This is a genomic window from Cellulomonas phragmiteti (assembly GCF_016862775.1).
In the GTDB taxonomy this organism is placed as follows: Bacteria; Actinomycetota; Actinomycetes; order Actinomycetales; family Cellulomonadaceae; genus Cellulomonas; species Cellulomonas phragmiteti.
On the sequence record NZ_BONP01000002.1, the window covers coordinates 60,445 to 86,167 of the forward strand.

General features: G+C 74.0%; 18 protein-coding genes. 3 read left to right on the forward strand and 15 right to left on the reverse strand.

Annotated features, from left to right (window positions below; translation table 11 throughout):
* The first annotated feature begins 309 nt into the window (after nt 1-309).
* Both Cph01nite_RS02120 and Cph01nite_RS02125 read left to right on the forward strand, forming a co-directional pair.
* Nucleotides 310-1,866: a tyrosine-protein kinase domain-containing protein gene (locus Cph01nite_RS02120; RefSeq protein ID WP_203670723.1), complete on the forward strand. Its 1,557-nt coding sequence runs from the start codon at nt 310-312 to the stop codon at nt 1,864-1,866.
* Nucleotides 1,867-1,869: 3 nt separating this feature from the next.
* Nucleotides 1,870-3,183: an O-antigen ligase family protein gene (locus Cph01nite_RS02125; RefSeq protein WP_203670724.1), complete on the forward strand. Its 1,314-nt coding sequence runs from the start codon at nt 1,870-1,872 to the stop codon at nt 3,181-3,183.
* On the opposite strand, the gene Cph01nite_RS02130 is transcribed toward Cph01nite_RS02125, so the two are convergent.
* The 15 genes from Cph01nite_RS02130 to glmU form a co-directional block, all read right to left on the reverse strand.
* Nucleotides 3,130-4,044 carry a hypothetical protein gene (locus Cph01nite_RS02130; RefSeq protein ID WP_203670725.1) on the reverse strand — a complete coding sequence of 305 codons (915 nt, stop codon included), beginning with the start codon at nt 4,042-4,044 and terminating at the stop codon, nt 3,130-3,132. The two genes, Cph01nite_RS02125 and Cph01nite_RS02130, sit on opposite strands and share 54 nt — an antisense overlap.
* A gap of 190 nt (nt 4,045-4,234) precedes the next feature.
* Entirely contained in the window at nt 4,235-6,391 is a 2,157-nt protein-coding gene (locus Cph01nite_RS02135) for a hypothetical protein (RefSeq protein ID WP_203670726.1), read from the reverse strand.
* A gap of 382 nt (nt 6,392-6,773) precedes the next feature.
* Nucleotides 6,774-7,748, reverse strand: coding sequence for a glycosyltransferase family 2 protein (locus tag Cph01nite_RS02140; protein ID WP_239068981.1), 975 nt, complete (start codon nt 7,746-7,748; stop codon nt 6,774-6,776).
* Between the two features lie 43 nt (nt 7,749-7,791).
* Nucleotides 7,792-9,246, reverse strand: coding sequence for a lipopolysaccharide biosynthesis protein (locus Cph01nite_RS02145; protein ID WP_203670728.1), 1,455 nt, complete (start codon nt 9,244-9,246; stop codon nt 7,792-7,794).
* Nucleotides 9,243-10,436, reverse strand: a complete 1,194-nt coding sequence (locus Cph01nite_RS02150; RefSeq protein ID WP_239068982.1) for a glycosyltransferase family 4 protein — start codon at nt 10,434-10,436, stop codon at nt 9,243-9,245. Before Cph01nite_RS02150 ends, Cph01nite_RS02145 begins: the two co-directional genes overlap by 4 nt.
* Nucleotides 10,433-15,577: a PKD domain-containing protein gene (locus Cph01nite_RS02155; protein WP_203670729.1), complete on the reverse strand. Its 5,145-nt coding sequence runs from the start codon at nt 15,575-15,577 to the stop codon at nt 10,433-10,435. Before Cph01nite_RS02155 ends, Cph01nite_RS02150 begins: the two co-directional genes overlap by 4 nt.
* Before the next feature lie 216 nt (nt 15,578-15,793).
* A complete protein-coding gene (locus Cph01nite_RS02160; protein WP_203670730.1) occupies nt 15,794-16,429 on the reverse strand; it encodes a hypothetical protein in 636 nt (211 codons plus the stop codon).
* A gap of 20 nt (nt 16,430-16,449) precedes the next feature.
* A complete protein-coding gene (locus Cph01nite_RS02165) occupies nt 16,450-17,229 on the reverse strand; it encodes a CDP-alcohol phosphatidyltransferase family protein (RefSeq protein WP_203670731.1) in 780 nt (259 codons plus the stop codon).
* Nucleotides 17,226-18,425, reverse strand: a complete 1,200-nt coding sequence (locus Cph01nite_RS02170) for a DUF1972 domain-containing protein (RefSeq protein ID WP_203670732.1) — start codon at nt 18,423-18,425, stop codon at nt 17,226-17,228. The genes Cph01nite_RS02165 and Cph01nite_RS02170 overlap by 4 nt, the downstream gene beginning before the upstream one ends.
* A complete protein-coding gene (locus Cph01nite_RS02175) occupies nt 18,422-18,865 on the reverse strand; it encodes an FAD synthase family protein (RefSeq protein WP_203670733.1) in 444 nt (147 codons plus the stop codon). Before Cph01nite_RS02175 ends, Cph01nite_RS02170 begins: the two co-directional genes overlap by 4 nt.
* A 70-nt stretch (nt 18,866-18,935) precedes the next feature.
* Nucleotides 18,936-20,465, reverse strand: coding sequence for a sugar transferase (locus Cph01nite_RS02180; protein WP_203670734.1), 1,530 nt, complete (start codon nt 20,463-20,465; stop codon nt 18,936-18,938).
* Nucleotides 20,466-20,628: 163 nt separating this feature from the next.
* Complete coding sequence (pth, locus tag Cph01nite_RS02185) at nt 20,629-21,249, reverse strand: aminoacyl-tRNA hydrolase (RefSeq protein WP_203670735.1); 621 nt, start codon at nt 21,247-21,249, stop codon at nt 20,629-20,631.
* 97 nt (nt 21,250-21,346) lie between these two features.
* Nucleotides 21,347-21,973: a 50S ribosomal protein L25/general stress protein Ctc gene (locus Cph01nite_RS02190; protein ID WP_203670736.1), complete on the reverse strand. Its 627-nt coding sequence runs from the start codon at nt 21,971-21,973 to the stop codon at nt 21,347-21,349.
* Between the two features lie 264 nt (nt 21,974-22,237).
* Nucleotides 22,238-23,221, reverse strand: a complete 984-nt coding sequence (locus tag Cph01nite_RS02195; protein WP_203670737.1) for a ribose-phosphate diphosphokinase — start codon at nt 23,219-23,221, stop codon at nt 22,238-22,240.
* A complete protein-coding gene (glmU, locus tag Cph01nite_RS02200; RefSeq protein ID WP_203671083.1) occupies nt 23,218-24,888 on the reverse strand; it encodes a bifunctional UDP-N-acetylglucosamine diphosphorylase/glucosamine-1-phosphate N-acetyltransferase GlmU in 1,671 nt (556 codons plus the stop codon). Before glmU ends, Cph01nite_RS02195 begins: the two co-directional genes overlap by 4 nt.
* A gap of 225 nt (nt 24,889-25,113) precedes the next feature.
* On the opposite strand from glmU, the gene Cph01nite_RS02205 reads away from it, so the two are divergent.
* The gene (locus Cph01nite_RS02205; protein WP_203670738.1) at nt 25,114-25,710 is read left to right on the forward strand and encodes a TIGR00645 family protein; all 597 of its coding nucleotides are present in this window, start codon (nt 25,114-25,116) and stop codon (nt 25,708-25,710) included.
* Nucleotides 25,711-25,723: the final 13 nt, after the last annotated feature.

Below are 25,723 nucleotides of genomic sequence, written 5' to 3' on the forward strand. Positions count from 1 at the left end.
GATCGAGGGCACGACGACGGGCCCGGACCGGGGATCACCACGGGCGCGGGCCGCCGACCAGGGTACGCCTGCGGTGCGACACGGCACGGGCTGCGGGACCCGGACACGGACGGGTGACGCGCGGCGACCGCCGGCGGCCGCGAGCGGGCGGGCGGGTGACCGCGACCGGGCAAGCGGGTGATGTCCGGTCTGGGAGGGTTTGGACCTTCCCGTCACCAGCGACCGGTATGTGAGGATGACCACGACGGGCGGCCGGTGCCCGGCTCACGGGCCGACGGCCGGGGGCGGGCTTGGGGCGAGGAGCAGGACGTGGAGCTGACCGACCAGCTACGGGCGATCCGCAAGAACTGGTGGATCGTCGTGCTGACACTGCTGACGACGGTGGGGGCCGCGGTCCTCGTGACGCAGCGCGCGACGCCCGAGTACGAGAGCTCGCTGACGTTCTTCGTCGCCGCGTCGAGCGACACCGGGACCGCGCTGCAGGCCGACGAGTTCGCCCAGCGCCGCGTCGCCGCCTACGCGGGCGTCCTGACCAGCGGCCGTCTCGCCGAGCGCATCGTCGCCGGCCGCACCCTCGGCCTGACGCCGCAGGAGGTGTCGGCACGGATCACGGCGACCCCGCAGCCCGACGCGATCCTGCTCAGCGCGGTCGTCCGCGACACGCGTCCCGAGCGGGCACGCGCGATCGGCGCCGCGATCGCCGAGGAGCTCGGGCCGCTGGTCCAGGAGCTCGAGCGGACCGAGGCGGCGAGCCGCGCGACCGTCTCGCTCACGGTGATCTCCGGACCGTCGTTCCCCCTGTCCCCGGTCTCGCCGCGGCCGACCCTCAACGTGGGCGTCGGCGTCCTCGCGGGGCTGGCGCTCGGCGTCTCCCTGGCCATCGCGCGGCAGATGCTCGACCGCACGGTGCGCACGCCGGAGCACGTCCGGGCCAGCACGTCCCTGCCGACCCTGTCGACCATCACCTCGCAGCACCGCCGGCGGCGCTCGCGTGCCGACGGCCTGGTCGCCGGTGCCGACCCTGGCTCGCCGCGCGCCGAGGCGTACCGCCGGCTGCGGACCAACCTCACGTTCAGCGCCGCGACCCACAAGATGCAGGTCATCGTCGTGACCTCGCCGCTCGCCGGCGAGGGCAAGACCACGACCAGCTGCAACCTGGCGATCGCGCTCGCCGAGAGCGGACGGCGGGTGCTCCTGGTCGAGGCGGACCTGCGGCGGCCCCGCGTCTCGCAGACGCTCGGGCTGGAGAGCGCCGTCGGCCTCACCAACATCCTGGCCGGTCAGGTCGACGAGTCGGAGGTCATCCAGCAGTGGGGGCCCAGCGGGCTGTCGGTGCTCGCGTCCGGCACCCTGCCCCCCAACCCGTCGGAGCTGCTGGGCAGCGCCCGGATGCGCGCGTTCGTGCAGCGGATGCGGCAGCGGTTCGACGTCGTCGTCCTCGACACCCCGCCGACCCTGCCCGTCACCGACGCCTCGATCGCCGCCGTGCACGCCGACAGCGTCGTGCTCGTCGTGCGCTACGGCCACACGACGCGCGACCAGGCGCGCCTCGCGGTCGAGTCGCTGCGGGTCGTGGACGCGCCCATCGCCGGGGTCATCATCAACGGCGCGCCGCTGCGCTCGGCGGGCGTGGCGTACTCCCAGCAGGGCGGCCCGCAGGGTCGCGGCCCCGTCCCGGCCCCGTCCGCGGACCGCGCGGAGCGCAACGACGCCGCCACGCCCGGCGTCCCGGCGGCGCCCTCGGTCACGACACGCGCCACCTGGGTCCCCGACCAGGCCGCGCCCGCGACGGGCACCACCGACACGGACGGCGAGCCTGCCGTCGACCACGCGGGGCGACGGGACCCCGCCGCCCAGGACCGCTGACCCGTGGCACTGCTCGGAGCCTGGCTCCTGGCGTGCACCGCGTTCGCGTGGCTCACGCGCCGGCGCCCCCTCGAGGCGACCCTCACCGCACTGGTCGTGTGGGTCGCGGTCCCCGCTGCCGCGGGTGCCCTGGTCACGGGCCACAGCACGGGACTGCTCGGGGTGCACCCCGCGTCGTGGCTGGTCCTGGCGGTCGTCGCCGTCCGGCTGCTGCACGCACCGCGTGACCTGGTCCGTGTCGTCGCGCGCCGCGTCCACCTCGTGATCGCGCTCGGGCTCGTCGTCGCGGTCGCCGGGTTCACCACGCAGCAGCACGGCACCGGCGGTCTGGCGCTGCTGGTCGACATGGTCGTCGTGCCCGCCCTGGTGTTCGTGCTGCTGCTCGCCGCGACCGACGACGACCCGCGTGCCGTGGCGCGCGTCCGCACCGTCGTGCTGGGGTTGGCCGCGGTGTCCGCCGCCTTCGCGCTCGTGCAGTGGGCAGCGGGGCGGACGCTGCTGTACGAGGCGCAGTACGCCACGCGGTACTGGTTCCGCGAGGACTTCGACCGGTGGATGGGGACCCTGGACCACCCGCTGACCCTGTCGATGCTGCTGTGCGTGGCGATGCCGCTGCTCGTCGGGCTGCGGCGTGCCAGCGTCCAGTTCGCTCTGGTCGCGCTGTTCTGCGCCGGAGCGGTCGTGACCCAGTCGCGCACCGGTGTCGTCGTCGTCGCCCTGCTCGCCGTGTGGGTGGTCCTGCGCTCCCAGGCACCCGCGCACGTCCGGCTGCTGTCGCTGTGCGCGCTCGGCGGAGGTGCTGCGGCACTGCTCGGCAGCGGGATCGTGGCCGGCGTCGCGGCCAGGTTCGCCGACGACCAGGGGTCGGCGGGTGCCCGCACGGACGCGTTCCGGTTCGTCGCCGAGACGTGGCACGAGTACGCGGTGCTGGGCCACGGACTGACGGCCAGCTACGAGTTCGCGAGCCTGGGCGGCCTGCGGACCAGCCTGGAGAACTCGTTCCTCATGTACGCCGTCGACATCGGCGCGGTCTTCGCGCTCGTGTACTTCGGCGCCCAGGCAGCGCTGGTCGCGGAGGCGTGGGTGCGACGTGCCGCCCTGCCGGGCGCGCGCGTGTCGGCGCTCGTCGCGTTCCTGCTGCCCATGACGTTCAACGCCCTGGCGGCACGCTCGGCCGCGGCGGTGCTGCTGTGGACGGCCCTGGCGCTGGGGGTCGCCAGGTACGCACCCCCGCCGCCCGACGACGGCCCGGACGACGTCGCGTCAGCCCGTCGCGACCCCGTCGACCGCGCCGAGGCGCTGCAGCGCGTCGGCTGAGTAGGTGGCGGCGATCTGGGGGTCGTTGCCGTCACCGGTGACGTTCGCGTTGCGCAGCCCGCTCGCCTGGGACCCCGGCACCACCGGGAAGTGACGGGGCTGGCGGGTGAGCTGCCGGACGCGGACTCCCGACTCGACGGCGACCGCGTGCAGCCACACGTCGTCCGCGTGCGGCGCGCACTCGCGGAACCGCGTGCCCGCACCGCGCAGCACCTCGATCATCCGCGGCGGGTAGGCCACCCCCGAGACTCCGGTCGCGAAGTTGTCGAACCGCGCCTCGGTCGACAGCGACGGGCGCCAGGTCCGGTACGGCGCGAGCGTGCCGTCGCCGCGGGTCCGCACCCGGTAGGCCCGGTAGCAGTGCACGACCTCGGGATCCCGCCGGGCCGCGGACTCCAGGCCGGCGAGCCACCCGCGCGGGTAGAGCACGTCGTCGTCGGCGGTGACGACCACGTCCTGCGCGCCGAGGTCCGGGTCCGACAGCAGGGGGAAGTACTTGGTGTGGGGCCCGTCGTTGCGCGCCATCCGGATCTCGAGCCCGCGCGCGAGGAGCCGCTGCAGCCCGGGCGTGGGGGCGTCGAGCAGCCGCTGGTCGTCGAGCCACAGCACGAGCCGGCGGGGGCGGCGACGCCCCTGCGCAATCGACTCGACCGTCAGGTGGACGGTCTCGAACCGCGCCCCGTAGGTGGTCAGGCTCACGACCACCGGCGCGTCGCCCGTGACGGCACGGTCCGACGTCTGGTTGAGCCGGTGCAGCCGGCGCGCCCGGACCGGCGCGAGGCGCGGGTTCAGCTCGAGCTCGAGCCTGGCGAGCGCGCGGGGCAGGACGGGGTCGCCGCTGCGCAGACGTCGGAGGTTCATCGCGGCCCTGTCCTCGGTGTGGTCGGCGTGGTCGGTCTCGTCGCTGTGGTCGGTGCGGCGGTCGGTGGCGGACCAGGACGCCGGACCCGGCCGCCCGAGCCTGCCACCTCGGGGGACGCGCCCGCCACGCCTGCTCGTGACGTGGGCACCGGGGCGACGGACCTGCCGCCGCCCCGGTGCCCACGCACGGTCAGGACCCGAAGCGGATGCCCGCGTCGCGCCCCTCGGCGAGGTAGCCCGAGCCGTCCGCCCACATGTTGGTCGTCAGCGGGTTGTCGAACGTGATCCCGTCGTTGGCGATGCGGATCTGGTACCGCGACCCCCGGCCGTGGTCGAACTGGTTGCGGCCGAACATGTTGCCGCTGAAGGTGCCGAACCGCATGGCACCGAACTTCGACGTCGAGAAGTACGCGGACGCGTAGCCGCCGTCGAGCCAGTTGCCTGTGACGTTGACCCGCGACACGGCCGCCGCGTTCGGCGTCACCATGAGCGCGGACCCCCGGTTGCGGGCGTCGTAGTTCTGGTCACCGGCCTTGGTCGACATGAACGACTCGAGGTTGTTGCCGGTGATCCGGATGTCGGTCCCGCCCTGGATCTGGATGCAGTCGTTGTGGGTGGGGCCGTTGCTGTGGTTCGGGTCGGAGTGGAAGTAGCTCATGTCGTGGCACCAGCTGTTCTCGATCACCACGTTGACCGGACCACCGTTGTTGCGGACGTTGTGGATCTGGAACCCGTCCACCACGTGGTACGTGTTGACCCGTCGGGCGGTGTAGTCGTGGCCGAAGATGCCGTTGAGCCACACGGACGGCTGCTTGGGGACCAGCGTGACGTCCTCGACCAGGAGGTTGCTGCACGCCGAGTGGTTGCAGTTCACCAGGCCGATGTTGGTCGTCCCGGGCCCGGAACCCCGGACGACCGAGCGGCGGATCGTCACGTTCGGCGCGCGGACGGTGATGAAGCCGTGGACGTCCATGTTCTCGATGACGGTGCCCGCCTGGGTCACGACGATGTCGCCGTCGTGCCGCGTGAGGTTCACGCCGGCCGGGACGCCCGTGGTGCTCGCACCCGGCTTGCCGCCCGCCGGCGGCGCGACCGGCGTGCCGGCCCCCGCGGTGGGGCTGGGCGACGCGCTCGGCGCCGGCGGCTGGGGGGCGGCGGTCGGGGTCGGCGCCGGCGGCTCGGGCACCGGGGCGGGCGCCGGGGCGGGGGCGTGCACGGCGTAGCCCAGCACGCTCACCGTCACGTCGACCGACGCGAGCGTCGAGCCGAGCGTGAGCTGGTTGCCGTTGGGCCCGCCGAGCTCGACGTACGCGACGTTCTCGGTGATGCGCCCCGGGTACGGGTTGCTGACCGAGGCCGCCGTGCACTGCGGCACCACCGCCGCCGTCGGGCAGGCCCACACCCCGGTGCTCCCGGCGGTCGCCGTCGCCTTGACGATGACCACCGCCGACGACGTCCCCGCGGGGACGCTCGGCAGGGTGACGGTCCGGTTCGCGCCCGGCGCGAGCCGCGTCGGCACCGCGCCGGACGCGGCGACGAGCTGGCCGCCGACGTCCGTCATCCCCCGCTCGACGTACCACCCCTGGAGGTCGACGTTCAGACGCAGGCTGCCTGCGTTGTTGTAGAGCTGCACCCGCCCGGCGGCGTCCACGGGGACGACCACGGAGTTCGAGTGGTTCAGCGCGGGCACGGGGTTGATGACGGAGGTGCGGGCGCACGCCGCCGACGCCTGGTCAGCGGGGCACACCGCGACGTACGACCTGTCGGTCGCGGACGAGTAGCCCACGTCGAGCACCGCAGCCGTCGCGCCCTCGGGCACGTCGGGGAGCTGGAGGACGGTCGTCGCCCGCGCCCCGAGCAGGTTCCAGGACAGCACCCGACGCTGCGGGGTGGGCAGGTACACCTCTCCGCCCTCGATGCTCGCGGGGCGGACGAAGGCGGTCAGGTCGAGGAAGACCGAGACCTCGCTGCCGGAGTTGCGCAGGGTGATCGACCCGTTGGCGACCGGTGCCACCACCTGGCGTGCCGTGGGGTAGCCCGGCACGACGGGGACAGCGGAGGCGACGGAGCACGACGCACCGGGCGCGCACGCGGTCAGCGTGGAGGGTCCGGCGGCGTCGACCGCCGTGAGGTTGAGGACGACCGACAGCGTGCCGCTGGGCAGCCCCGGGACCGCGATCGTGCGCGTCGTGCCGGGGGCCATGACGGTACGGCCGAGCAGACGCACCGGGTCGGTCGTGGTGAGCACCGACCCCGACCCGAGCGCGGACGGCGTCTCGACGGACGTCTGCGACGACGGCACGACCGCCGACTTGACGGCGAGGGCCGTGGGACGGGCCGAGGGCACCGCTCCGGGGCTCGCCGAGGCGGTGCTGAGGCCGAGGACGACGGCGACGACCGCGGTCCCGACCCCCCAGCGCTGCCTCGCCCCGGAGCGTCTCGCCCGCGGCCCTGCCAACGTGTGTCTCCCCTGCCGACGCATCACTGTCGCCCTTCCTCGCGTGTCGCCGCCGGTCGGACCGGCGGCCGAAGTGCGGGTCCCGGGTCACGGTCACCGCACGCGCAGTCCCACCCGACTGGTGTCACTGCGGCACCACGACCGGCGCTCTTGGCACCCCGTGGCGCGCCCACAGTAGGCCACACGGGCGACACCTCCCATGCTCGCAAGCGCATATTCATCCGGGACGTAGGACCTGGCACGGCATCCGGGTGACACCTGAAAGGGGACCCTACCTGGGCGGTCGCAGACCGGGCGATCTCCGGTACTCCGTATAAGTCCACCCGCACGCACCCGACGTGAGACCGATCCCACGGGCGAGGACCCGCGCTCCTCGGGCCTCGTGGCGCCGGTCGCGCAGGACCACCCCGAGGAGCAGCCGTGCCGCGCCGCCGGCGATCCGCAGGAGACCTCGACCCAGCAACCCGAACCGGACGACCACGGCGTCCGGGACGCTGCCGGCGAGCTCGAGCGACGTGCGGCTCCACGAGTTCCCGGACCGCAGCGCCTTCTGCAGCACCCACCGACGCGTGAGCCGCGAACGCGGCACGACGTCGACCACGGGCGCCTCGGCGCACCACACGATCCGCTCCCCCGCGGCGGTCAGCGCGCGGGTGAACAGGGTGTCCGACCCGCCGGTCAGCCCGTACCGGGCGTCGAACCGCAGGGCGAGCCGCCGCACCACCGCCATGTCGAGCAGCAGGTTGTTGGTGGCCGCCGCCTCGACGACCGTGCCGGTCGACGGGCGTCGTCGCTCGAAGAACCCGCCGTCGCGGATCCACGGATCGGGCTCGATCTCGTACTCCGAGACGACCGGTCCCACGACCGCGGCGCACCCTTCGCGCTCGTGCACGGCCAGCAGCGACGCGAGCCACGCGGGCGAGGGGCGCTCGTCGTCGTCGATGAAGACCAGCACGTCGGCCGTGGACGTCTCCAGCGCGCGGTTGCGCGCCGCCGCGATGCCCGGCACCGGCTCGTGGACGTACCGCACCCGGGCGTCGCCGACGCCCTCCACCAGCGGCCGCGCTCCCCCGTCGGGGTCGTTGTCGACCACGAGCACCTCAGCGCCCTCCGCCGGGAGCTGGTCACGCAGCAGGGGCAGCACGCTCGTCAGGTCGGCCGGCCGCCGGTAGGTCAGCACCGCGACGGTGACCGTCCGGGTGGCGGTCGCCGGGCGGGTCACCGGGCTCGGGTCGGTCGTCGTCACGTCGGGGCCTCCGTCGTCGGGAACTCGGTCGTGGTGCACGCGCTCACCGCGCGCCGGTGGCAAGTCGTCCCAGCCGCGCCAGGGCCTGGGTCGTGCTCGTCCGGTGGACCGCGAGCAGCACGCCCGCTGCGACGGCGACGTAGCAGGCGGCGCCCACGAGGAGCACGAGCAGCGGACCGTCGAGGACGCGCGTGACCAGGACGTACGCTGCTGCCCCCCACAGCGCGGCGTGCACGGGCGGGAGGATCGCGCGGAGCTGCTGCGCCCCGCTGACACCGGTGAGATGACGCTGCACGAGCAGCAGGACGGGGGTCAGCGCGAAGCCCGCCAGCGTGTAGCCCAGCGCCACCCCGAGGATCCCCCAGCGCAGCCCCACGACGATCCCGCCGACCTGGAGCACGGTCGCGAGCAGCTCGTACCGGACCAGCAGCTTCACCCGCCCCGTGGCCTTCATCAGGGGACCCGAGATGTACATGACGGTCTCGCGCGCCCCGGCGACGGCCAGCACCGTCAGCAGCGACGCGGACGGGAGCCACGACGCACCGAGCACGACCTCGACGAGCTCGTGGGCGCCGGCCGCGGCGAGCCCCATGAGCGGCACGGCCACGAACGCCAGGAGCTGCGTCGTCCGCAGCAGGTGGTCCGCGAGCAGGTCACGGCGGTCCGCGACCCGGGAGAGCACGGGGAACATCACGCGCGACACGGTCTGGCCGATGAGCTGGACCGGGATGACCAGCACCCGGTAGGCCATGCCGTAGTAGGACAGCGCCGACAGGCCGAGGACCCGGCCCACCAGGATGTTGTCGATGTTGCGCGAGAAGTACGCGATGCCGTTGGTCGCCATGACCCGGGCACCGAACGGCAGGAGCTCGCGCAGCTCGCCCAGCCGCAGGTTGGGGGCAGGGCCGCGCTCGGCGCGCAGCAGCACGACGGCCGCGACCAGGTCCGTCGCGACGACCATCGCGACCACGGCGGCGGGCCCCGCGCCGGCCAGCGCGGCCGCGACGCCCGCGGCGGCGCCGGCACACGCGCCCGCGACGTCGGCGAGCGCGATGGACCGGAACGTCAGCGCCCGCTGCTGCATGGCGCGCGGCACGATCGCGAGCGCCTTGAGCCACAGGGCGGCACCGAGCAGCTGGAGCACCGGCGCGAGCCGGTCGTCGTGGAAGAAGTCGGCCACCGCCGGCGCGACGAGCCAGGTGACCACGCCGAGGAGCACCGCCGAGGCCAGGTTGGCGGTCGCGACGACCCCGGGTGCCCAGCGGCTGAGCTCGGGGCGCTGCACGAGAGCGGCGGCCAGGCCCTGGTCCAGCAGGAGCATCGTGAACGTCACGTAGATCATGGCGGCGCCCACGACGCCGTAGGTCTCGGGCCCGAGCAGCCGTGCCAGCACGATGCTCGAGCCGAAGAGGAAGACCTGCTTGCCGACGACCGCCAGGGTGTTCCAGCGCACCGCCGCCGACGCGGTCCCCGGGGCGGGCCGCGTCGTTGCCGTCACGCGCGCCTCCCGGCGACGCCGTCCACGGCCTCGACCATCCGACGACGGTAGTGCTCGGGCGCGTGGCGCTCGCGGGCCACGGCCGCGTCCGCCAGGGCATCCTGCCGCCGCTGCTCCCACTCCTTGCGGACCCGACGGACCGCGTCGGCCAGCGCTGCGGGGTCGCCGGGCGGGACCTGCTGCGCGGACACGTACCCGTCCGCAGCCTCCAGGAGCCCGCTCGTCGCGCTCACGACGAGCGGCCGCGCGGCGAGCACCGCCTCGACCGCGGTGTTCCCGAAGGGCTCGTCGACCACCGACGGCACGAGCACCACGTCGGCCTCGGCCAGGAACGGCCACACGGACGGGTGGAACCCGCGGAACCGCACGGCGTCACCGACGCCGAGCTCACGGGCCCGGTCGCGCAGCCCCTGCTCGAACCACTCGTAGCCGGGGAACACCGCGCCGACCAGGTCGAGCTCGACGTCGTCCCCGGCGTCGCGCAGGGCGGCGACGGCCTCGACCGCGACGTCCACCCCCTTGCGCGCGGACAGGCGCCCGACGTAGACGAGCCGCAGGGAGCCGTCCACCTCGGCCCGCGCGGGCGCGGGGTCCGCAGGCCCGGGGACGCCGTTGTGCACGACGGACACGCGCGCGGCGACGCGACGGGCGGACCGTCGCAGCACCTCGACGCTGTAGCGGCTGTTCGCGACGACGCCGGTCGCGAGCAGCAGCGGCGCCGCGAGCAGCCGCTGCACCACGGCGGGCTGGCTGCCCTCCGCCTCGTGCACGTGCCACAGCACGGGCAGGCGTCGCAGCCGCGCGAGCAGCGCCCACAGCGGCACGGTTACGGTGCTGACGTACACGACGTCGGGACGCACCCGACGCAGCAGCGACCAGCCCTGCACCGCTCCGACGAGGACGTCGGCGACGAGCCGGGGCAGGCCGGACGGCCGCAGCGCGCTCTTGCGCAGCACGACCGTCCGCGTGCGGACGACCTGCGCACCGGCGGCCGCGAGGTCGTCCAGCAGCGGGCCGTCGACGGGCACGGTGACGACGACCCGACGGCCGGCCGCGCGCAGCCCGAGGACGGTCTCGAGCATCACGCGGTCGGAGCCGTAGAGCTCGGCGCCCGGGTGTGCGACCAGGACGACCGCCGCACGGCCGTCCTGGCCCCCCTCGCTCCCGGGCGGGCGACTGCCTGCCGTCACGGGGTCCTCGCCACGAGGTCGTCCAGGGTGACGACGAACGGCGCGGTGGTCACCGAACCCGACAGGTAGGTCACGAAGCCGATCGCCCCGGGCGCCTGCAGCGCCGGCGCCGCGTCGGTCACCGTGGCCTGCCAGTCCGCCGGCTCGGCGGTCCCGTCGGTCCACACCTTGGCGCGCAGCGTCGTGGGCGCGGTCCCGATCGCCGCGAACCGCAGGTTCACGCCCTGCCCGGCCGCGACGTTGCCCGGCACGTTGACGGTCGCGAGATTCGTCTCGCCGCCCTCGACCCGTGTCAGATACAGGGTGATCCCCCCATTTGCCGCAATCTTCACCTTTGCCCGGTATTCTGCCGTGCCGACCCGCCGCGTGGCCAGAGAGGCGAACGCCCCACCTCCGTCGGCCCGCACCGGGGTGCTGAACCGCGCACCGAGGTCGACGTCGGTCAGCGCGACGGTGCCGAGGTAGGCCGACAGACCGGACCCGGCGCTGGCGAGGGTCATGGTGCCGACACCGTCGGCCACGGCGAAGCGCGACGCCGCCCCGGCCGTCGTCCAGGCCCCGCCGTTGTCGGCCGCGCCCCAGCCGCCGGCGACCGCTCGCTCGAACGTGTCGAGCGCGAGCAGGGGCTGCTCGACGGGCTCGTCGACCGTCACCGTGACCTGCTGCGAGGTCGTCCCCGTGGCACCGTCGTCGTCGGTCACCGTGAGCGTGACCGTGTAGGTGCCGGACTGCGTGTAGACGTGCGACGCGGTCGCACCCGACGCCGTGCCGCCGTCACCGAAGTCCCAGCCGTACGACGTGATCGTGCCGTCCGGGTCGCTCGACCCCGAGGCGTCGACGGCGACGGACGGGCCGCCCGCCGTGGCGGTGAACGCGGCGACCGGCGCCTGGTTCACCGGCGGCTCGACGACCGGTGCCGTGACCGTGACCTGCTGCGACGTCGAGGCGGTCGCCCCGTCGTCGTCCGTCACCGTCAGCGTCACCGTGTAGGTGCCGTCGGCGCCGTAGGTGTGCGAGGCCGTCGCACCCTGCGCCGTGCCGCCGTCACCGAAGTCCCAGGCGTACGACGCCACCGTCCCGTCGGGGTCCGAGGAGCCCGACCCGTCGACGGCGACACCCAGGCCCGTCGCCTGTGCCGTGAACGCCGCCACGGGGGCCACGTTGGGCACCGGCACCTGCGTGCCCGGAGCGACGGCCGTCAGGTCGTCGACCGTGACCACGACGGGCAGGTTCGTCGCGCTGGCCGAGACGTAGGCCATCACGCCCAGCCCGCCCGGGGCCTGCAGCGCCGCCACCGCGTCCGTGGCGGTCAGCTGCCAGTCCGCCGGCTCGGGCGTCCCGACCTTCCACACCTTGGTGCGCAGGGTCGTCGGCGCGGTCCCGGTCACCTCGAGGCGCAGGCGCAGCCCGTCCCCGGGCGCGAACGTCATGCCCGGCACCACGACGCTGCTCAGCGTCGTCTCCGCCGTCGTCGTGCGCGCCAGGTACAGCGTGACCTGCCCGTTCGCCGCGATCTTCACCTTGGACCGGTAGTCCGCCGTGCCGACCCGCCGCCCCAGCAGCGAGGCGAACGCGCCGCCGCCGTTGGCCAGCGTCGGTGTCGCCACCGTGGCCGACACGTCGACGTCCGTCACCTGCGGGGTGGCCAGGAGCGCCGTCCGCCCGCCACCGGCTGTCGGCACCGAGATGCGGCCCACCGTCGAGTCGACCGAGAAGCTCGCCAGGCTGCCCTGGTACGTCCAGGCGCCTCCCTCGTCGGCGGTCCCCCACCCGGAGGTCGTGGAGCGCCCGAAGGTGTCGGCCGCGATCGGCCGCACCGGCGGCACCTCGACGGTCACCTCGGTGCTCGCGCTGCCCGTGAGCCCGTCGTCGTCCGTCACCGTCAGCGTCACCGGGTAGGTGCCCGCCGCCGCGTAGGTGTGCGACGCGGTCGCCCCCTGGCCGGTGCTGCCGTCACCGAAGTCCCAGGCCCAGGAGGCGATCGTGCCGTCGGGGTCGCTGGACGCGGTGCCGTCGGCGGTCACCGACAGGCCGTCCGGCGTGACCGTGAGCTGCGCGGTGGGCGGCATCTCGACGATCTCGCCCGTGCCGAGCGTGTAGTGCTGCGCGACCGACACGGCCGACAGCTCGCGGCTGTAGATCGCGACCTCGTCGATCAGCCCGGTGAAGTAGGTCGGGCCGAGCACCGAGGTGTCACCGCCGACCTTCCAGTAGCCGACGTACGTCCGGCTGCCGGCCTCCGGGTCCGAGCCCACGAGCTGACCGTCGACGTAGAGCTTCATGCCGTCCGCCGACTGCGTGGCCACGACGTGGTGCCACTCGCCGTCCCGGTACGACTGCGGGCCGGTGACGTGCACCCACCCCGCCGGCGCGAGCACCGAGAACGTCACCTGGCCGGTGCTGTTGGTGCGCACCTGCCGGTCGTACTGCGTGGACGTCCCGGTCTGGCTGTTGCCCAGGCCAATGATCGTGCCACCCGTCGTGGAGGTGGTGCGGAACCACGTCTCGAGCGAGTAGATCCGCGGGCTCGACCAGCTCCGGTTGCTGGTCACACGCGAGTTCGAGCCGTTGAACGAGGCGGCGGAGCCGACGCCGTCCAGCACGCCCGGCGCGCCGCGCCCGACGGTCCCCCGGTAGGTGCCGTGCCCGGCGTACGAGCCGGAGTCGTTGGCCGCGGTGCCGGTCGTGTCGTCGAGGCGCCAGTAGTGCTCGGGGTACTCGGCGGCGATCGCCGCACCGTACGGGTCCTGCGGCAGGGGCGCCACGGTCCCGCCGGCGGCGGTGAAGTGCTCGGAGACCTCCCCGTGCCCGAGCGCCCGGCTGTAGACGGCGACCTCGTCGACGTCCCCGGTGAAGCCCGTGCTCGTCGGCACCCCGGTCCAGCCGGTGAGGGTGTCGGCGCCGATCCGCCAGTACCCCCCGTGGATGCGCCCGACCGCGGCGGCACCCTCGGCGACGCGCACGCCGTCGACGTACAGGCGCGTGCCGGTGGCGTCGGACGTCCCGACCACGTGGTGCCACTGGCCGTCGTTGTAGGAGGCCGTGGAGGCGAGCTGCACGCGCGACCCGCTGAACGGGCGGACCCCGAAGCGCACCCTGCCCTGGTTGTCCATGAACAGGTGCCGGTCCGCGTAGTCCGACGTGCCGGTCTCGGCGGTGCTGAAGCCGAGGATGCGTCCGCCCGTGGTCGTGGTCGTCCGGATCCAGGCCTCGGCCGTGAACTCCCGCGGCGCGGTGATGTTGGGGGTGGTCGACGCGATCCCGGTGGCCGCGCCCGTGAGCCGCAGCGCCGTGTCACCGGGCAGCGCGCCGGGCGCCTCGAGGCCGAGGCCGGCGCCGCGCACGCGCATGTCGTTCCAGCCCGCGGCGTCGCGCAGCCACCCGGTCCCGGCAGCCTCCCCGCCCCGCCAGTAGCCGTCGGGCGCGTCGGCGAGCACGGAGTCCACGTAGGGGTGCGGTGCCTGCGGTGCGGCGGTGGCCGCACGCACGGTCACCGTGTCGGACCACGCGATGTTGCCGAACGGGTCGGTGGCGCGCAGCCGGTAGCGGTACTCGGTGCCGGGGACGAGCCCGGTGTCCACGTACCCCATCGTCGGCCGGTCGTAGAAGCGCGAGGCCTGGACGGTCTCGTGGATCGGCGCCGCCTGGTTGCTGTTGCGGATGAGGGTGTAGGTGAGGTCCTCGTTGTCCCAGTCGTAGTTCGCGGTCCAGCGCAGCCGCACGACGCCGGACTCCGACGAGGTGGCCGACAGGTCGAACCGGCCGCCGCTCAGGCGCGGGCCCTCCGCGTTCGGCGCGATCTCCGGCACGGCGAACCGCACGAGGCCCTGCTGCGGACGGCCGTTGACGTTGCGGAACTCGCCGCCCATGACGACGTACTGGTCGTTGCCGGCCACCGACCAGGGGCCCTGGTTCTGCCCGGTGAAGGTGCCGGTGTCGAGCTCGGGAAACCACGCGAGCATCTCCGGGCGCGGGCGACCCTCGTGGTTGGTGTAGTCGTAGGGCTCACGGCCGATGACGCCGCGCACGTCCTTCGTCACCGCCGTGGCCAGGCGCATCGTCCACGGCTCGGTCTGCTGGAACGCGTCGATGCTGCCGCAGAAGTGCTTGTGGCTGGCCTGGTAGACGACGTCACCGATCGCGGCGACCGAGTAGGTGTCGCCGTGGCAGTCCTCGAGCCAGACGAGCTGGCCGCCGTCCCACGTGGCGGCGAACGTCCCCTCGATGGTGCCGCCGGCGCGCCCGTACGTGTAGCCGGACCCGTAGACGTGGTCCGCGTCACCGGACAGCGCCGTGATCGAGCCGTTGACGCCGGCGTTGCGCACGACGGTCGTGTTCGCCTCGAACGGCAGGGACTCCCCCGTCGCGGCGCTCACCGCGCCCAGGCCGTACCCGGGCCGGTTCGAGCCGTTGAGCGTCGTGAACGAGCCGCCGACGACGACGGACGAGCCGTCCGGGGACACGACCATCGCGTTGACGCCGCTCGCACCGGCAGCGGCCGGCGCCCAGGGCAGCAGCGAGCCGTCGACGGCCGAGGCCGCCGCCAGACGGGTCCGCGTCTCGGTGCCGACCGCGTTGAACAGCCCGCCGAAGTACACGGTGCTGCCCGAGAACGCGATCGCCCGCACGGTCGCGTCCGGCTTGGGCAGGAAGGTCGTCACCAGGTTGCCGGACGCGCGGTCGAGCGCGGCGATGCGCCAGACCCCCGCGCCGTTCACCTGCGTGAACGAGCCACCGATGTAGATGCGGCTCTTGTCCGGGGAGACCTCGATCGTGAGCACCTGGCCGTTGGTCGCCGGCGCCCAGGAGGAGATGAGCTGACCGGTGGAGAGCTGGTACGCCAGCAGGTTGGAGCGCGTCACCGTCCCGACCCCCGCGGCCGCGCCGGCCGGTCGCGCCGTGGTGAAGCTGCCCGCCACGTACACGACGTCGTCGACGACGACCTGGTCCCAGACGACACCGTCGATCTGGACCGTGGGCAGGCCGTCCGCGCTCACCGTGGCCGGGAGCGTCGTGTCGGACGGGCGGGTGTCGGCCGCCGCGGGGGCGGCCGACAACGGGACCACCGCACCGGCGAGGACGAGCCCGAGCCCGGCGGTGAGCGCGGCGGCGCGGGTACGGAGACGCGAGAAGCTCTTCATGGGGGGCCTCGTTCAGGACGGGGTGAACGCGAGAAGTACGTGAGGGGATCACGATAAACTGGACATATCGTGCCGATGTGGCCTATATGGGTGAAACCACCGGGTGAAAACGGACGGTCGTCCATGTGGAGCCGCCGTACCGGACCCCCGGAAATCCTTTGCGCACGCAGCACGAAGCCGACGCCGCGGCGATCGCGGCGTCGGCTTCCGTGCAGGTCAGGAACGCGGGCGCGCGTCGTCCGGGCTGCCCGAGAACACGACGACGGACGCGTCCGTCGAGTAGGACACCTCGAGCACGACCTGGTCGCGCGCCGCGTCCGGCACGAGGAACACGTAGGTCCCCGTGGCCGAGCCCCCGGGGTCGACGGCCCCGGTGAATGGCGCGGCCGGCGGGCCCGAGAGCGGGGCACCGGGAGCCCCCGCGGCGTCCGTGACGTTGACGGTCACCGAGGCGAGGTCCACCGGCGCCGCGGAGTCGTTCGACACCTCGACGCGGAAGGCCAGCGCCGGGCCCGAGAGCTCGCCCGGGCCGCGCCCCTCCGCCTCGATCGGGTCGACCCGCACGACCTCCGCCGTCACCCCGGTCCCGAAGTCCGCGGCGTCCGCGAACCCGACCGGGGGCATCGTCGGCAGCTCGCCCGGTGCAGGCGCCGAGCCGTCACCGGGTTCCGGGGCGGATGACGCCGAGCTCGTCGCGTCCGGCTGCGGCGAACGCGCCGACTCCGAGGGCGTCGCGACGTCGACCGTCCCCGCGACCTGCGGCTCGGCGTCGTCGGACGCCGTGCACGCGACCAGCACGCTCGTCACCAGCAGGGCACCCGTCACGACCTTCACCAGGCGTCGCAGTCCCACGGTGGTCCACCTCCGCGTCGTCATGCCGCACCCGCGGCGGAGGCCAGCCGGCGCAGCTGACCGTACCAGGACACCGCGGCAGCCAGGGCGACCACCACGGTCGCGGCGACGATCGCCGCGTAGCCCACCAGGAAGACGGTGGGGACGCCGAGCAGCACGAACACCAGGCACGTCGTGCCGTAGTCGGTGGGGATGCCGAGGACGGACCGCAGCCACGGTGCGCGGCCACCCGTGGCGGCCGTGCTCACGACCCCGGCGGCCCGGCGCATCTGCTCGGTGAGGATCATGCCGAAGAAGTAGACGCTGCCGGCCACCACGTGCAGCAGCGGCACCAGCAGCCACAGGTCGTCCTCGACGACGTCGAAGCGGTACATGCCGATGCCCAGGGCGATCGGGAGCGTCACGATCTTCGTCGCGTCGACCATGTGGTCGAGCCACTCCCCCGCGGCGCTGCCCGTCCCCGTGAGGCGGGCCACCTGGCCGTCGGCGGAGTCGAAGGCGTAGCCCAGCACGAGCAGCACGCTCACCACCACGCCGACGAGCGTGCTCGGCGCCACCAGCGCGAGCAGCGCGACGGCGGAGAAGGTGCACAGCGCGCTGATGCCGGTCACCGCGTTGGGCGACAGCCCGCGGCGGTACGCCCACGCGGCGAGCACGCGGCCGATCCGGCGGTTGACGAAGCGCGAGTAGGCCGGGGCACTGCGCGCTGCCCCCTTCTGCGCCGAGGCGAGCCGGCCGAGCGTCTGGCGGAACGTCTCGCCCGCCGCTCCGCTCGGGAGGTCGGTGGACGTCTGCGTCATCGGACGGCCTCCGTCTGTCGGGCCGGCACGGCGCCGGCCGGTCGGCGCGACGCGCGCGGGCGTGGGCCCGGGGTGCGCCGCTCGGCGAGTGCGCGCGCCAGCTCCTCGTACCCGGCGGCGACGTCGTCCCAGTCGTACGCCCGCGCACGTCCGCGCAGCCGCGTGCCGCGGGCGCGGGTGGCGACCTCGTCGGCCTCCGCCTGCTCGAGGGCACGGGCGACGTCACCGGGCTCGCGCACGTACACGCCGTCGTCCCCGGCGACCTCGCGGTTGAACGAGACGTCGTACGCCACGGTCGCGGCACCCGCCCCGATCGCCCGCAGCAGCGACGGGTTGGTGCCGCCCACGGAGTGTCCGTGCAGGTAGGTGAGGCTGTGGGCGTACAGCTGGTCCAGCAGGCGCTGGTCCCACACGCCACCGAGGAACCGCACGCGCGGGTCACCCTGCGCGGCCGCGTGCACCCGCGCCGTGTACGCGTCGGCGTACGGCGCGGACCCCACGACGACCAGCGGGTGCCGGGCGCCGCTGCGCACGTAGCCCTCGACCCAGAGGTCGACGTGGTTCTCCGGCTCGAACCGGGCGACCACCAGGTGGTACCCGCCGGGCTCGAGCCCCACCTCCGCCAGCGCGTCGTGACCCGCGTCGGTCAGGACCGGCGCGCCGTAGGTCAGCAGCGTGGTCGGGACGTCGTACTCCGCGCGGTAGTAGTCGGCGATGCCCACGGCGTCGGCGATCAGCGCGTCGGACCAGCGGACCGCCGCGGTCTCGGCGGCGCGGTAGTACCGCCGGCCCGCACCGCCCCACTTGGCACGCTGCCACTCCAGGCCGTCGACGTGCGTCGCGACGGGGATCCGCGCCAGGCGCAGCAGGGGCAGGTACGGGGCGTTGGCCGCGTTGAACACGAACGCGACGTCGGTGCGCCGGCCCAGCAGGTGGCCGACCGACACCCCGGTGTGGCTGAGCGTCTCCAGCGAGCGCTGCCGCAGCGCGGGCAGCGTGACGAGCTCCATGCCCGCGTACGACGCGAGGTCGGAGTTGCCCGACCGGCAGTACACGCGCACGCGGTGACCGGCGTCGGCGAGCCGACGGCCGACCTCCTCCACGGCCGTCTCGAACCCGCCGTAGCGCGCCGGCACGCCGCGCGTGCCCACCATCGCGATCGACAGGGGGCCGGTGGACCTCGCGGGGGCGCTCACGCGGCACCGTCGCGGGCGGCGCCCGAGACGAGGAACTGCCGGAGCATGGTCGACGACGTCGACGGCGTGTACGGCAGGTACACGACGCGCGCGCCGACCTCCGCCATCTCCCGCTCGAGCCGCGCGCCCTTGTCGGTGCCCGCCCAGTCGTCCCCCTTGAAGAGGACGTCGAACGGGTACGAGCGCCACGCGACGCGCTTGTCCTGCGCGTGGTCCGGCACGACGTCGTCGACGAAGCGCAGGCTCGCGACGATCTCCATCCGCTCGTCGTGCGGGATCACCGGCGGCCGGCCCTTCATCGCGACGAGCGACTCGTCCACGGCCACGCCGACGACCAGCCGGTCGCACCGCTCCCGTGCCGCCCGCAGGATGTTCAGGTGGCCGATGTGCAGCATGTCGAACCCGCCGGGGACGTACCCGACGACCGTCAGGTTGCTCATCTGTTGCTCCTCGCACTAGCGCTCACGGTGGGGCGGCCCGCCGTCGCGCCGCACTGCTGGTCCTGCACGTTCAGTAGGCGCCCGAGCCACCGAGGACCGCGCGTGCGGTCTTCCAGAGGATGAGCAGGTCCATCGACACCGACCAGTTGTCGACGTACCTCAGGTCGAGGCGGACCGACTCCTCCCAGTCCAGGTCGGACCGCCCGCTGACCTGCCAGAGGCCCGTCAGGCCGGGCTTGACGTACAGCCGACGCTGCACCGGGTCGTCGTACGCCTCGACCTCCTCGAGGAGCGGCGGGCGCGGACCGACCAGGGCCATGTCGCCCTTGATGATGTTGACCAGCTGGGGCAGCTCGTCGATCGAGAACCGCCGCAGGACGCGGCCCACCGGCGTGACGCGCGGGTCGTCCGCCATCTTGAACAGGACGCCGTCGTGCATGCCGGACGCGAGGAGCGCCGCGCGGCGCTCGTCGGCGTCGCGGTACATCGTCCGCAGCTTGTACATGACGAACTGCGAGCCGTCCTGCCCCACCCGCACCTGCCGGTAGATCGCACCGCCGGGGGACGTCGCGGCGACCATGAGCGCGGCGAGGCCGAGCACGGGAGCGAGGGCCACGAGGGCCAGCCCGGCGACGGTCACGTCCAGCACCTGCTTCATCACGAGGCGCGGCCGCGGTGACGCGACCTGGACCTCGAGGAGCGAGAGCCCGGCCGTCGGCCGGACGGTCAGGCGGGGTGCGCCGACCTCGATGATGTCGGGGACGACGACCAGCTGCTTGCCCGCACGCGACAGCGCCCACGACAGCCGCCGCAGCGCGTCGCCCCCGAGGCACGAGCCCGTCACGAGCACGACGGCGGCGTCACGGTCGACGGCCACCTGCACCACGTCGGCCACACCGCCCAGGACGGGCGCGCCCGCGACGGCGGTCGTCGTGCCGAGGGACGGGACGCACACGCCGTCGATCCGGTACCCGTGGTGCGGGGCCGAGGCGATGCTGCGCACGACGCGCGCCGCCGAGACCTCGTCGCCCACGACGACCGTCCGCATGGTGCCCTGGCCCTGCGCCCGGAGCTGGTGGAGCCGGCGCCGCTGCACGTAGCGCGCGACGCCGCAGATCACGAGCGTCAGCGGGACACCGACGAGCACGGCGCTGCGGGGCACCGGCACCCGCGCCACGTAGCCGAGGGCCATGAGCGTGACCGCCATCGCGACGGCGGCCCGCAGCAGCGCCTGGAACTCGGCCGGCCCGTCGCCGGCGGCGCTGCGGCGGTAGCCGCCGGACGCGGTCACGAGCACGACGAAGAGCACCGAGGCCGCCCACGACAACCAGCCGGCGGCCAGCAGGCCGTGGACGGGCGCGAGCAGCGTCGCGCTCACGACGAACGACACGACGAGGTCGCCCATGACCGCGACGAGCCCGTACCGGCGGCCCACCGTCGCCCATGCGGCCGAGAGGGCGCTCGGGTCGGAGTTCTCGGGAGTGGCGCGCCGGACGAACGGCTCCGACGACGCCCACGAGCGACGGGGCTCTCGCGTGCGGCCGCGCCTCTCGGCGATCCCGTCGGCTTGCCGCACCACCTGGTCCGTCGTCAGTGTCATGTCTCCCCCGTCGCCGCGTGCCGCATCTGCCGCGAAAGGCAGGCTATACGACGGTTTTGGAAGGTTGACACAGGTATGTCCGATTTCACCCGTTGCACGAAACCGTTCAGGGCCTAACGAGTGAGCCCTTGTCGTCGATCAGGTGAACGTCGGGCGACCGGGGTCACGCCCGGGTGTGGAACCTCAGCTGCGCAGCCTCCAGACCTGCGAGGACGACGGCCTCGACGGCGTCGGCCGCGCGGTCCACGAGCCACGGCAGGTCCTTGCGCTCCGGGGCGGAGAAGTCCTTGAGGACGAAGTCCGCGGGATCCTGCCGCCCGGGCGGGCGACCCACCCCGACACGCACCCGCACGTAGTCCTTGCTGCCGAGCGCCTTGGAGGTGTCGCGCAGGCCGTTGTGACCGCCCTCGCCGCCGCCGCGCTTGAGGCGCACGTCCGCGAAGGGGATGTCGAGCTCGTCGTGGACCACGACGACACGCTCCACGGGGACGTCGTGGTAGCGCGCGAGGGCGGCGACCGGACCGCCCGAGACGTTCATGTACGTCGTCGGCTTGGCGAGGACGACCCGCGGGCCCGGGGCGCCGCCCGGCAGCGTGCCGAGGCGGGCGTCGGCGGTCGCCGCCTGCGGGCGCCGGCCGAGCAGGCCGCCCCCGCGGGACGCGAACGTGGCACCCGCGCGCCGCGCGAGCTCGTCGAGCACCATCTGGCCGACGTTGTGCCGGTTGCCGGCGTACTGCGCGCCGGGGTTGCCGAGGCCGACGACGAGCCAGGGTCCGTCGCTCACGGTGGGGTCCTCCTCAGGGCTGGACGGTGCTCCGGGCGGGCACGACGACGCCCGGCACCGTGACGGTACCGGGCGTCGTCGGGGCTGTCCGGGAGGGTCAGGCCTTCTCGGCGGCGGCAGCGGAGGCGGCCGACTGGGTCGCGGCGAGGTCGCTCGCGGCCTCCTCGGCGGCGACGTCCGCGGCGGACGCCTGCGGGACGCTGATCGTGACGACCGTGACGTCGGGCTCGCTCATGAGCACCGCACCGGCCGGGAGGACGACGTCACCCGCCGTGATCGTCGCGCCACCCGCGAGGCCCGCGATCGAGACCTCGACGGCCTGCGGCAGGTGCGTGGCCTCGGCCTCGAGCGACAGGCTCTGGGTCTCCACGACGTGGATCGTGCCGGGCGCGGACTCACCGACGATGTGGACGGGGACGTCGACGGCGACCTTCTCGCCCTTCTTCACGATGAGCAGGTCGACGTGCTCGATGACCTGGCGCACGACGTCGCGCTGGACGTCCTTGACGATCGCGAGCGTGGTCGCGCCGTCGAGCTCGATCGAGTACAGCGCGTTCGAGTGCTTGAGCGCGAGCATCGTGTCGTGGCCCGGCAGGGCGACGTGCAGCGGGTTGGTGCCGTGGCCGTACAGGACGGCGGGGACCTGGTTCGCGCGGCGCAGGCGGCGGGCGGCGCCCTTGCCGAACTCGGTACGGGCGACGGCGGCGAGCTTGATCTCGGACACGGGTGCTCCTCAGACGTGGCGTGGCGCCGCGGTGGTGCGCGGGCGCGGGGGTGGTGCGGGCACGTGGCCCGGTGGCCTCGACGCGGGACGCAGGACGGGCACGCGGAGGCGACCACCCAGTCGATCACGGAGCCGGAGGGGCCGTGCCGGAGATGGTGCGTCCAGCTCGACCGTCCGTCGTCCCTCGCCGAGGCAACCTGACGATCCTACCGGACCCCAGGCGTCTCCTCGACCCCCGTCGGCGTCAGGCGTCAGGCGTCGGCGTCAGGCGTTGCCGTCGAACAGGGACGTCACCGAGCCGTCGTCGAAGACCTCCCGGATGGCCCGCGCGAGCAGGGGGGCGATCGACAGCACCGTCAGCTGCGGGAACCGGCGCTCCTCGGCGACGGGCAGCGTGTCGGTGATGATGACCTCGCGCGCGCCGCACTGCTGCAGACGCTCCACCGCCGGGTCCGACAGCACGCCGTGCGTGGCAGCGACGATGACGTCCTTGGCGCCCGCCTCGAGGACGACGCGCACGGCCCCGGCGATCGTGCCGGCGGTGTCGATGAGGTCGTCGACGATCACGCAGCTGCGGCCCTCGACGTCGCCGACCACGCGGTTGGCGACGGCCTTGTTGGGGCTGCGGATGTCGCGCGTCTTGTGGACGAACGCCAGCGGCCCGCCGCCCAGCTTGGCGGCCCACTGCTCGGCCACCCGGATGCGACCGGCGTCGGGCGAGACGACCGTGACGTTGGAGGTGTCGACGCGGGTCCGCACGTACTCGACGAGGATCGGCTGCGCCCACAGGTGGTCGACCGGCCCGTCGAAGAAGCCCTGGGTCTGCGCCGCGTGCAGGTCGACGCTCATGATGCGGTCCGCGCCGGCGGTGCGGAACAGGTCGGCCATGAGGCGGGCCGAGATCGGCTCCCGGCCCCGGTGCTTCTTGTCCTGCCGGGCGTACGGGTAGAACGGCGCGATCACCGTGATCGTCTTGGCCGAGGCGCGCTTGAGCGCGTCGACCATGAGCAGCTGCTCCATCATCCACTGGTTGATGGGCGAGCAGTGCGACTGCAGGACGAACGCGTCCGCACCGCGCACGGACTCCCCGAACCGCACGTAGATCTCACCGTTGGCGAAGTCGTACGCGGTCGTGGGCAGCAGCTCGATCCCCAGCGCGTCCGCGACGTCCTGGGCGAGCTCGGGGTGTGCCCGGCCCGTGGCCAGGACCAGCCGCTTCTCGCCGTCGTGGCTGATGATGCCGGTCATCGCTGCTGCCCGCCCTCGGTCGTCGTGCCGCCCGCGGGGGTGTCCGTCGGGTCGTCGAGCTGCGCGGGCTGGCCGGGCAGGTGCGGGGGCGGCGTCACGGGGATCGCCGCGGTGGCTGCGCGCTCGAGCTCGGCGCGCGCCTGAGGGGACAGGCCGGCGACGTCGCGGGTGCCGCGCGCCCTCGCGGCGGCGTCGGCGGCCGCCGTGCCCGCGCGCGACCGCAGGACCCAGCCCTCGATGTTGCGCTGCGAGCCGGCGCTGACGGCCAGCGCGCCCGGGGGCACGTCGCGGCGCACGACGGTGCCCGCGCCCGTGTAGGCGCCGTCGCCGACGACCACGGGGGCGACGAACATGTTGTCCGAGCCCGTGCGCGCGTGGGACCCGATGACGGTGCGGTGCTTGTTGACGCCGTCGTAGTTGACGGTCACGGACGCGGCGCCGATGTTCGAGTGCTCGCCGATGGTGGCGTCACCCACGTAGGACAGGTGCGGGATCTTCGAGCCCGTGCCGATCTGCGCGTTCTTCGTCTCGACGAACGTGCCGATCTTGCCGTCGGCGCCCAGGTCCGTCCCGGGCCGCAGGTAGGCGAACGGGCCGACGGTGGCGCCCGCGCCGATGACGGACAGGGAGCCGTGCGTCCGCACGACCGTCGCGCCGGGGCCGACCTCGACGTCGGTCAGCGTGGTGTCCGGGCCGACGGTCGCGCCCTCGCCGACCACCGTCGCCCCGTGCAGCTGGGTGCCCGGCAGCAGGGTGACGTCGCGGGCGAGCTCGACGTCGACGTCGACCCACGTCGTCGCGGGGTCGACGACCGTGACGCCCTCGCGCATCCAGTCCTCGAGCACACGGCGGTTGAGCTCGGCACGCAGCGCCGCGAGCTGCACGCGGTCGTTGACGCCCTCCACGCTCATCCGGTCGTCGGTGCGCAGCGCGCGCACGTGCCCGCCGTCGCCGCGCGCGATGGCGAGCACGTCCGTCAGGTAGACCTCGCCCTGGGCGTTGTCGCGGCCCAGGCGGGCGAGGGCCGCGCGCAGCACCCCCGCGTCGAACACGTAGACCGAGGTGTTGATCTCGGTGATCGCGCGCTGCTCGTCGTCGGCGTCCTTCTCCTCGACGATGCCCAGGACGTCGCCTGTGCCCGGCTCGCGCAGGATGCGCCCGTAGCCCGTCGGCTCGGGGACCTCGGTCGTGAGCACCGTCACCGCGTTCTCGTCGGCGACGTGCGCCGCGAGCAGCTCGCCCAGCGTGCCGGCGTCGAGCAGCGGGACGTCGCCGGCGACGACGACGACCGCACCCGCGAGCACGGAGTCGGCCGCCGCTCCCCCGACGTCGTGACCCGTCGCGGCGGCGTCGGCCGTGGCGGCCTGGGCCGCGGCGTCGAGCGCGGACATCGCGACCTGCACCGCACGGCCCGTGCCGGGGATGTCGTCCTGGTCGACGAGCAGCGCGTCGGGGTCGACCTCCAGGACGTGCGCGGCGACGCGCTCGCGCTCGTGGCGGACGACGACGGCGACGCGGTGCGGCTCGAGCGCGCGGGCCGCGGCCAGCGCGTGACCGACCATGCTGCGCCCGCCGAGCGGGTGCAGCACCTTGGGCACCGCGGAACGCATGCGGGTGCCCTCCCCCGCTGCGAGGACGACGACGGCGGCTGGGCGGACGGTCACCAGTGGTGCTCCTCGCGGATCTGCCCGGGGACGGGCGGTGGTTCTGCCGTGATGGGACTCTACCGCTGCCGCACCGGCCGTCCGCGCGGCCTGCGTCCCGGTGCGCCGCGCTCCCGGACGTCCCAGGGAGCGGCCGGCGCGGGAGCCGCGGGGAACCGGTGGCACCGACTGCGCGTTCAGACGTCGCCGACCCGCCCGGGTCCGGCTCCCGCCCGCGCAAGGAGCACCGTGACGTCGTCGACCCCCGCGACCGTCGAGCCCGTCGAGCCCAGCCGCTCGTACGCACGCTCGGTGTCGTCGCTGATCTTCTTCTCCCGGTGGCTCCAGCTGCCGCTGTACCTCGGCCTGATCGTCGCGCAGGTCGTGTACGTCTGGCAGTTCCTCAAGGAGCTGTGGCACCTCATCGACTTCTCGCTGTTCGGCCACGAGATCCACGGCATGGAGGGCTTCGGCACCGAGGCCACGACCATGCTCATCGTGCTGGGCCTGGTCGACGTCGTGATGATCTCGAACCTGCTCATCATGGTGATCATCGGCGGGTACGAGACGTTCGTGTCCCGCATGCGCCTCGACGGCCACCCCGACCAGCCGGAGTGGCTGAACCACGTCAACGCCAACGTGCTGAAGACCAAGCTCGCGATGTCGATCATCGGCATCTCCTCGATCCACCTGCTGCGCACGTTCATCGAGTCGTCGGTGGGCGACGTGAGCGCCGAGACGATGATGTGGCAGACGATCATCCACGTCGCCTTCGTCGCCTCCGCGCTCGCCCTGGCGCTGATCGACCGGATGTCGCAGGGACCCGGTCCGCGCAACCCGCACTGATCCCCCGCGCGCG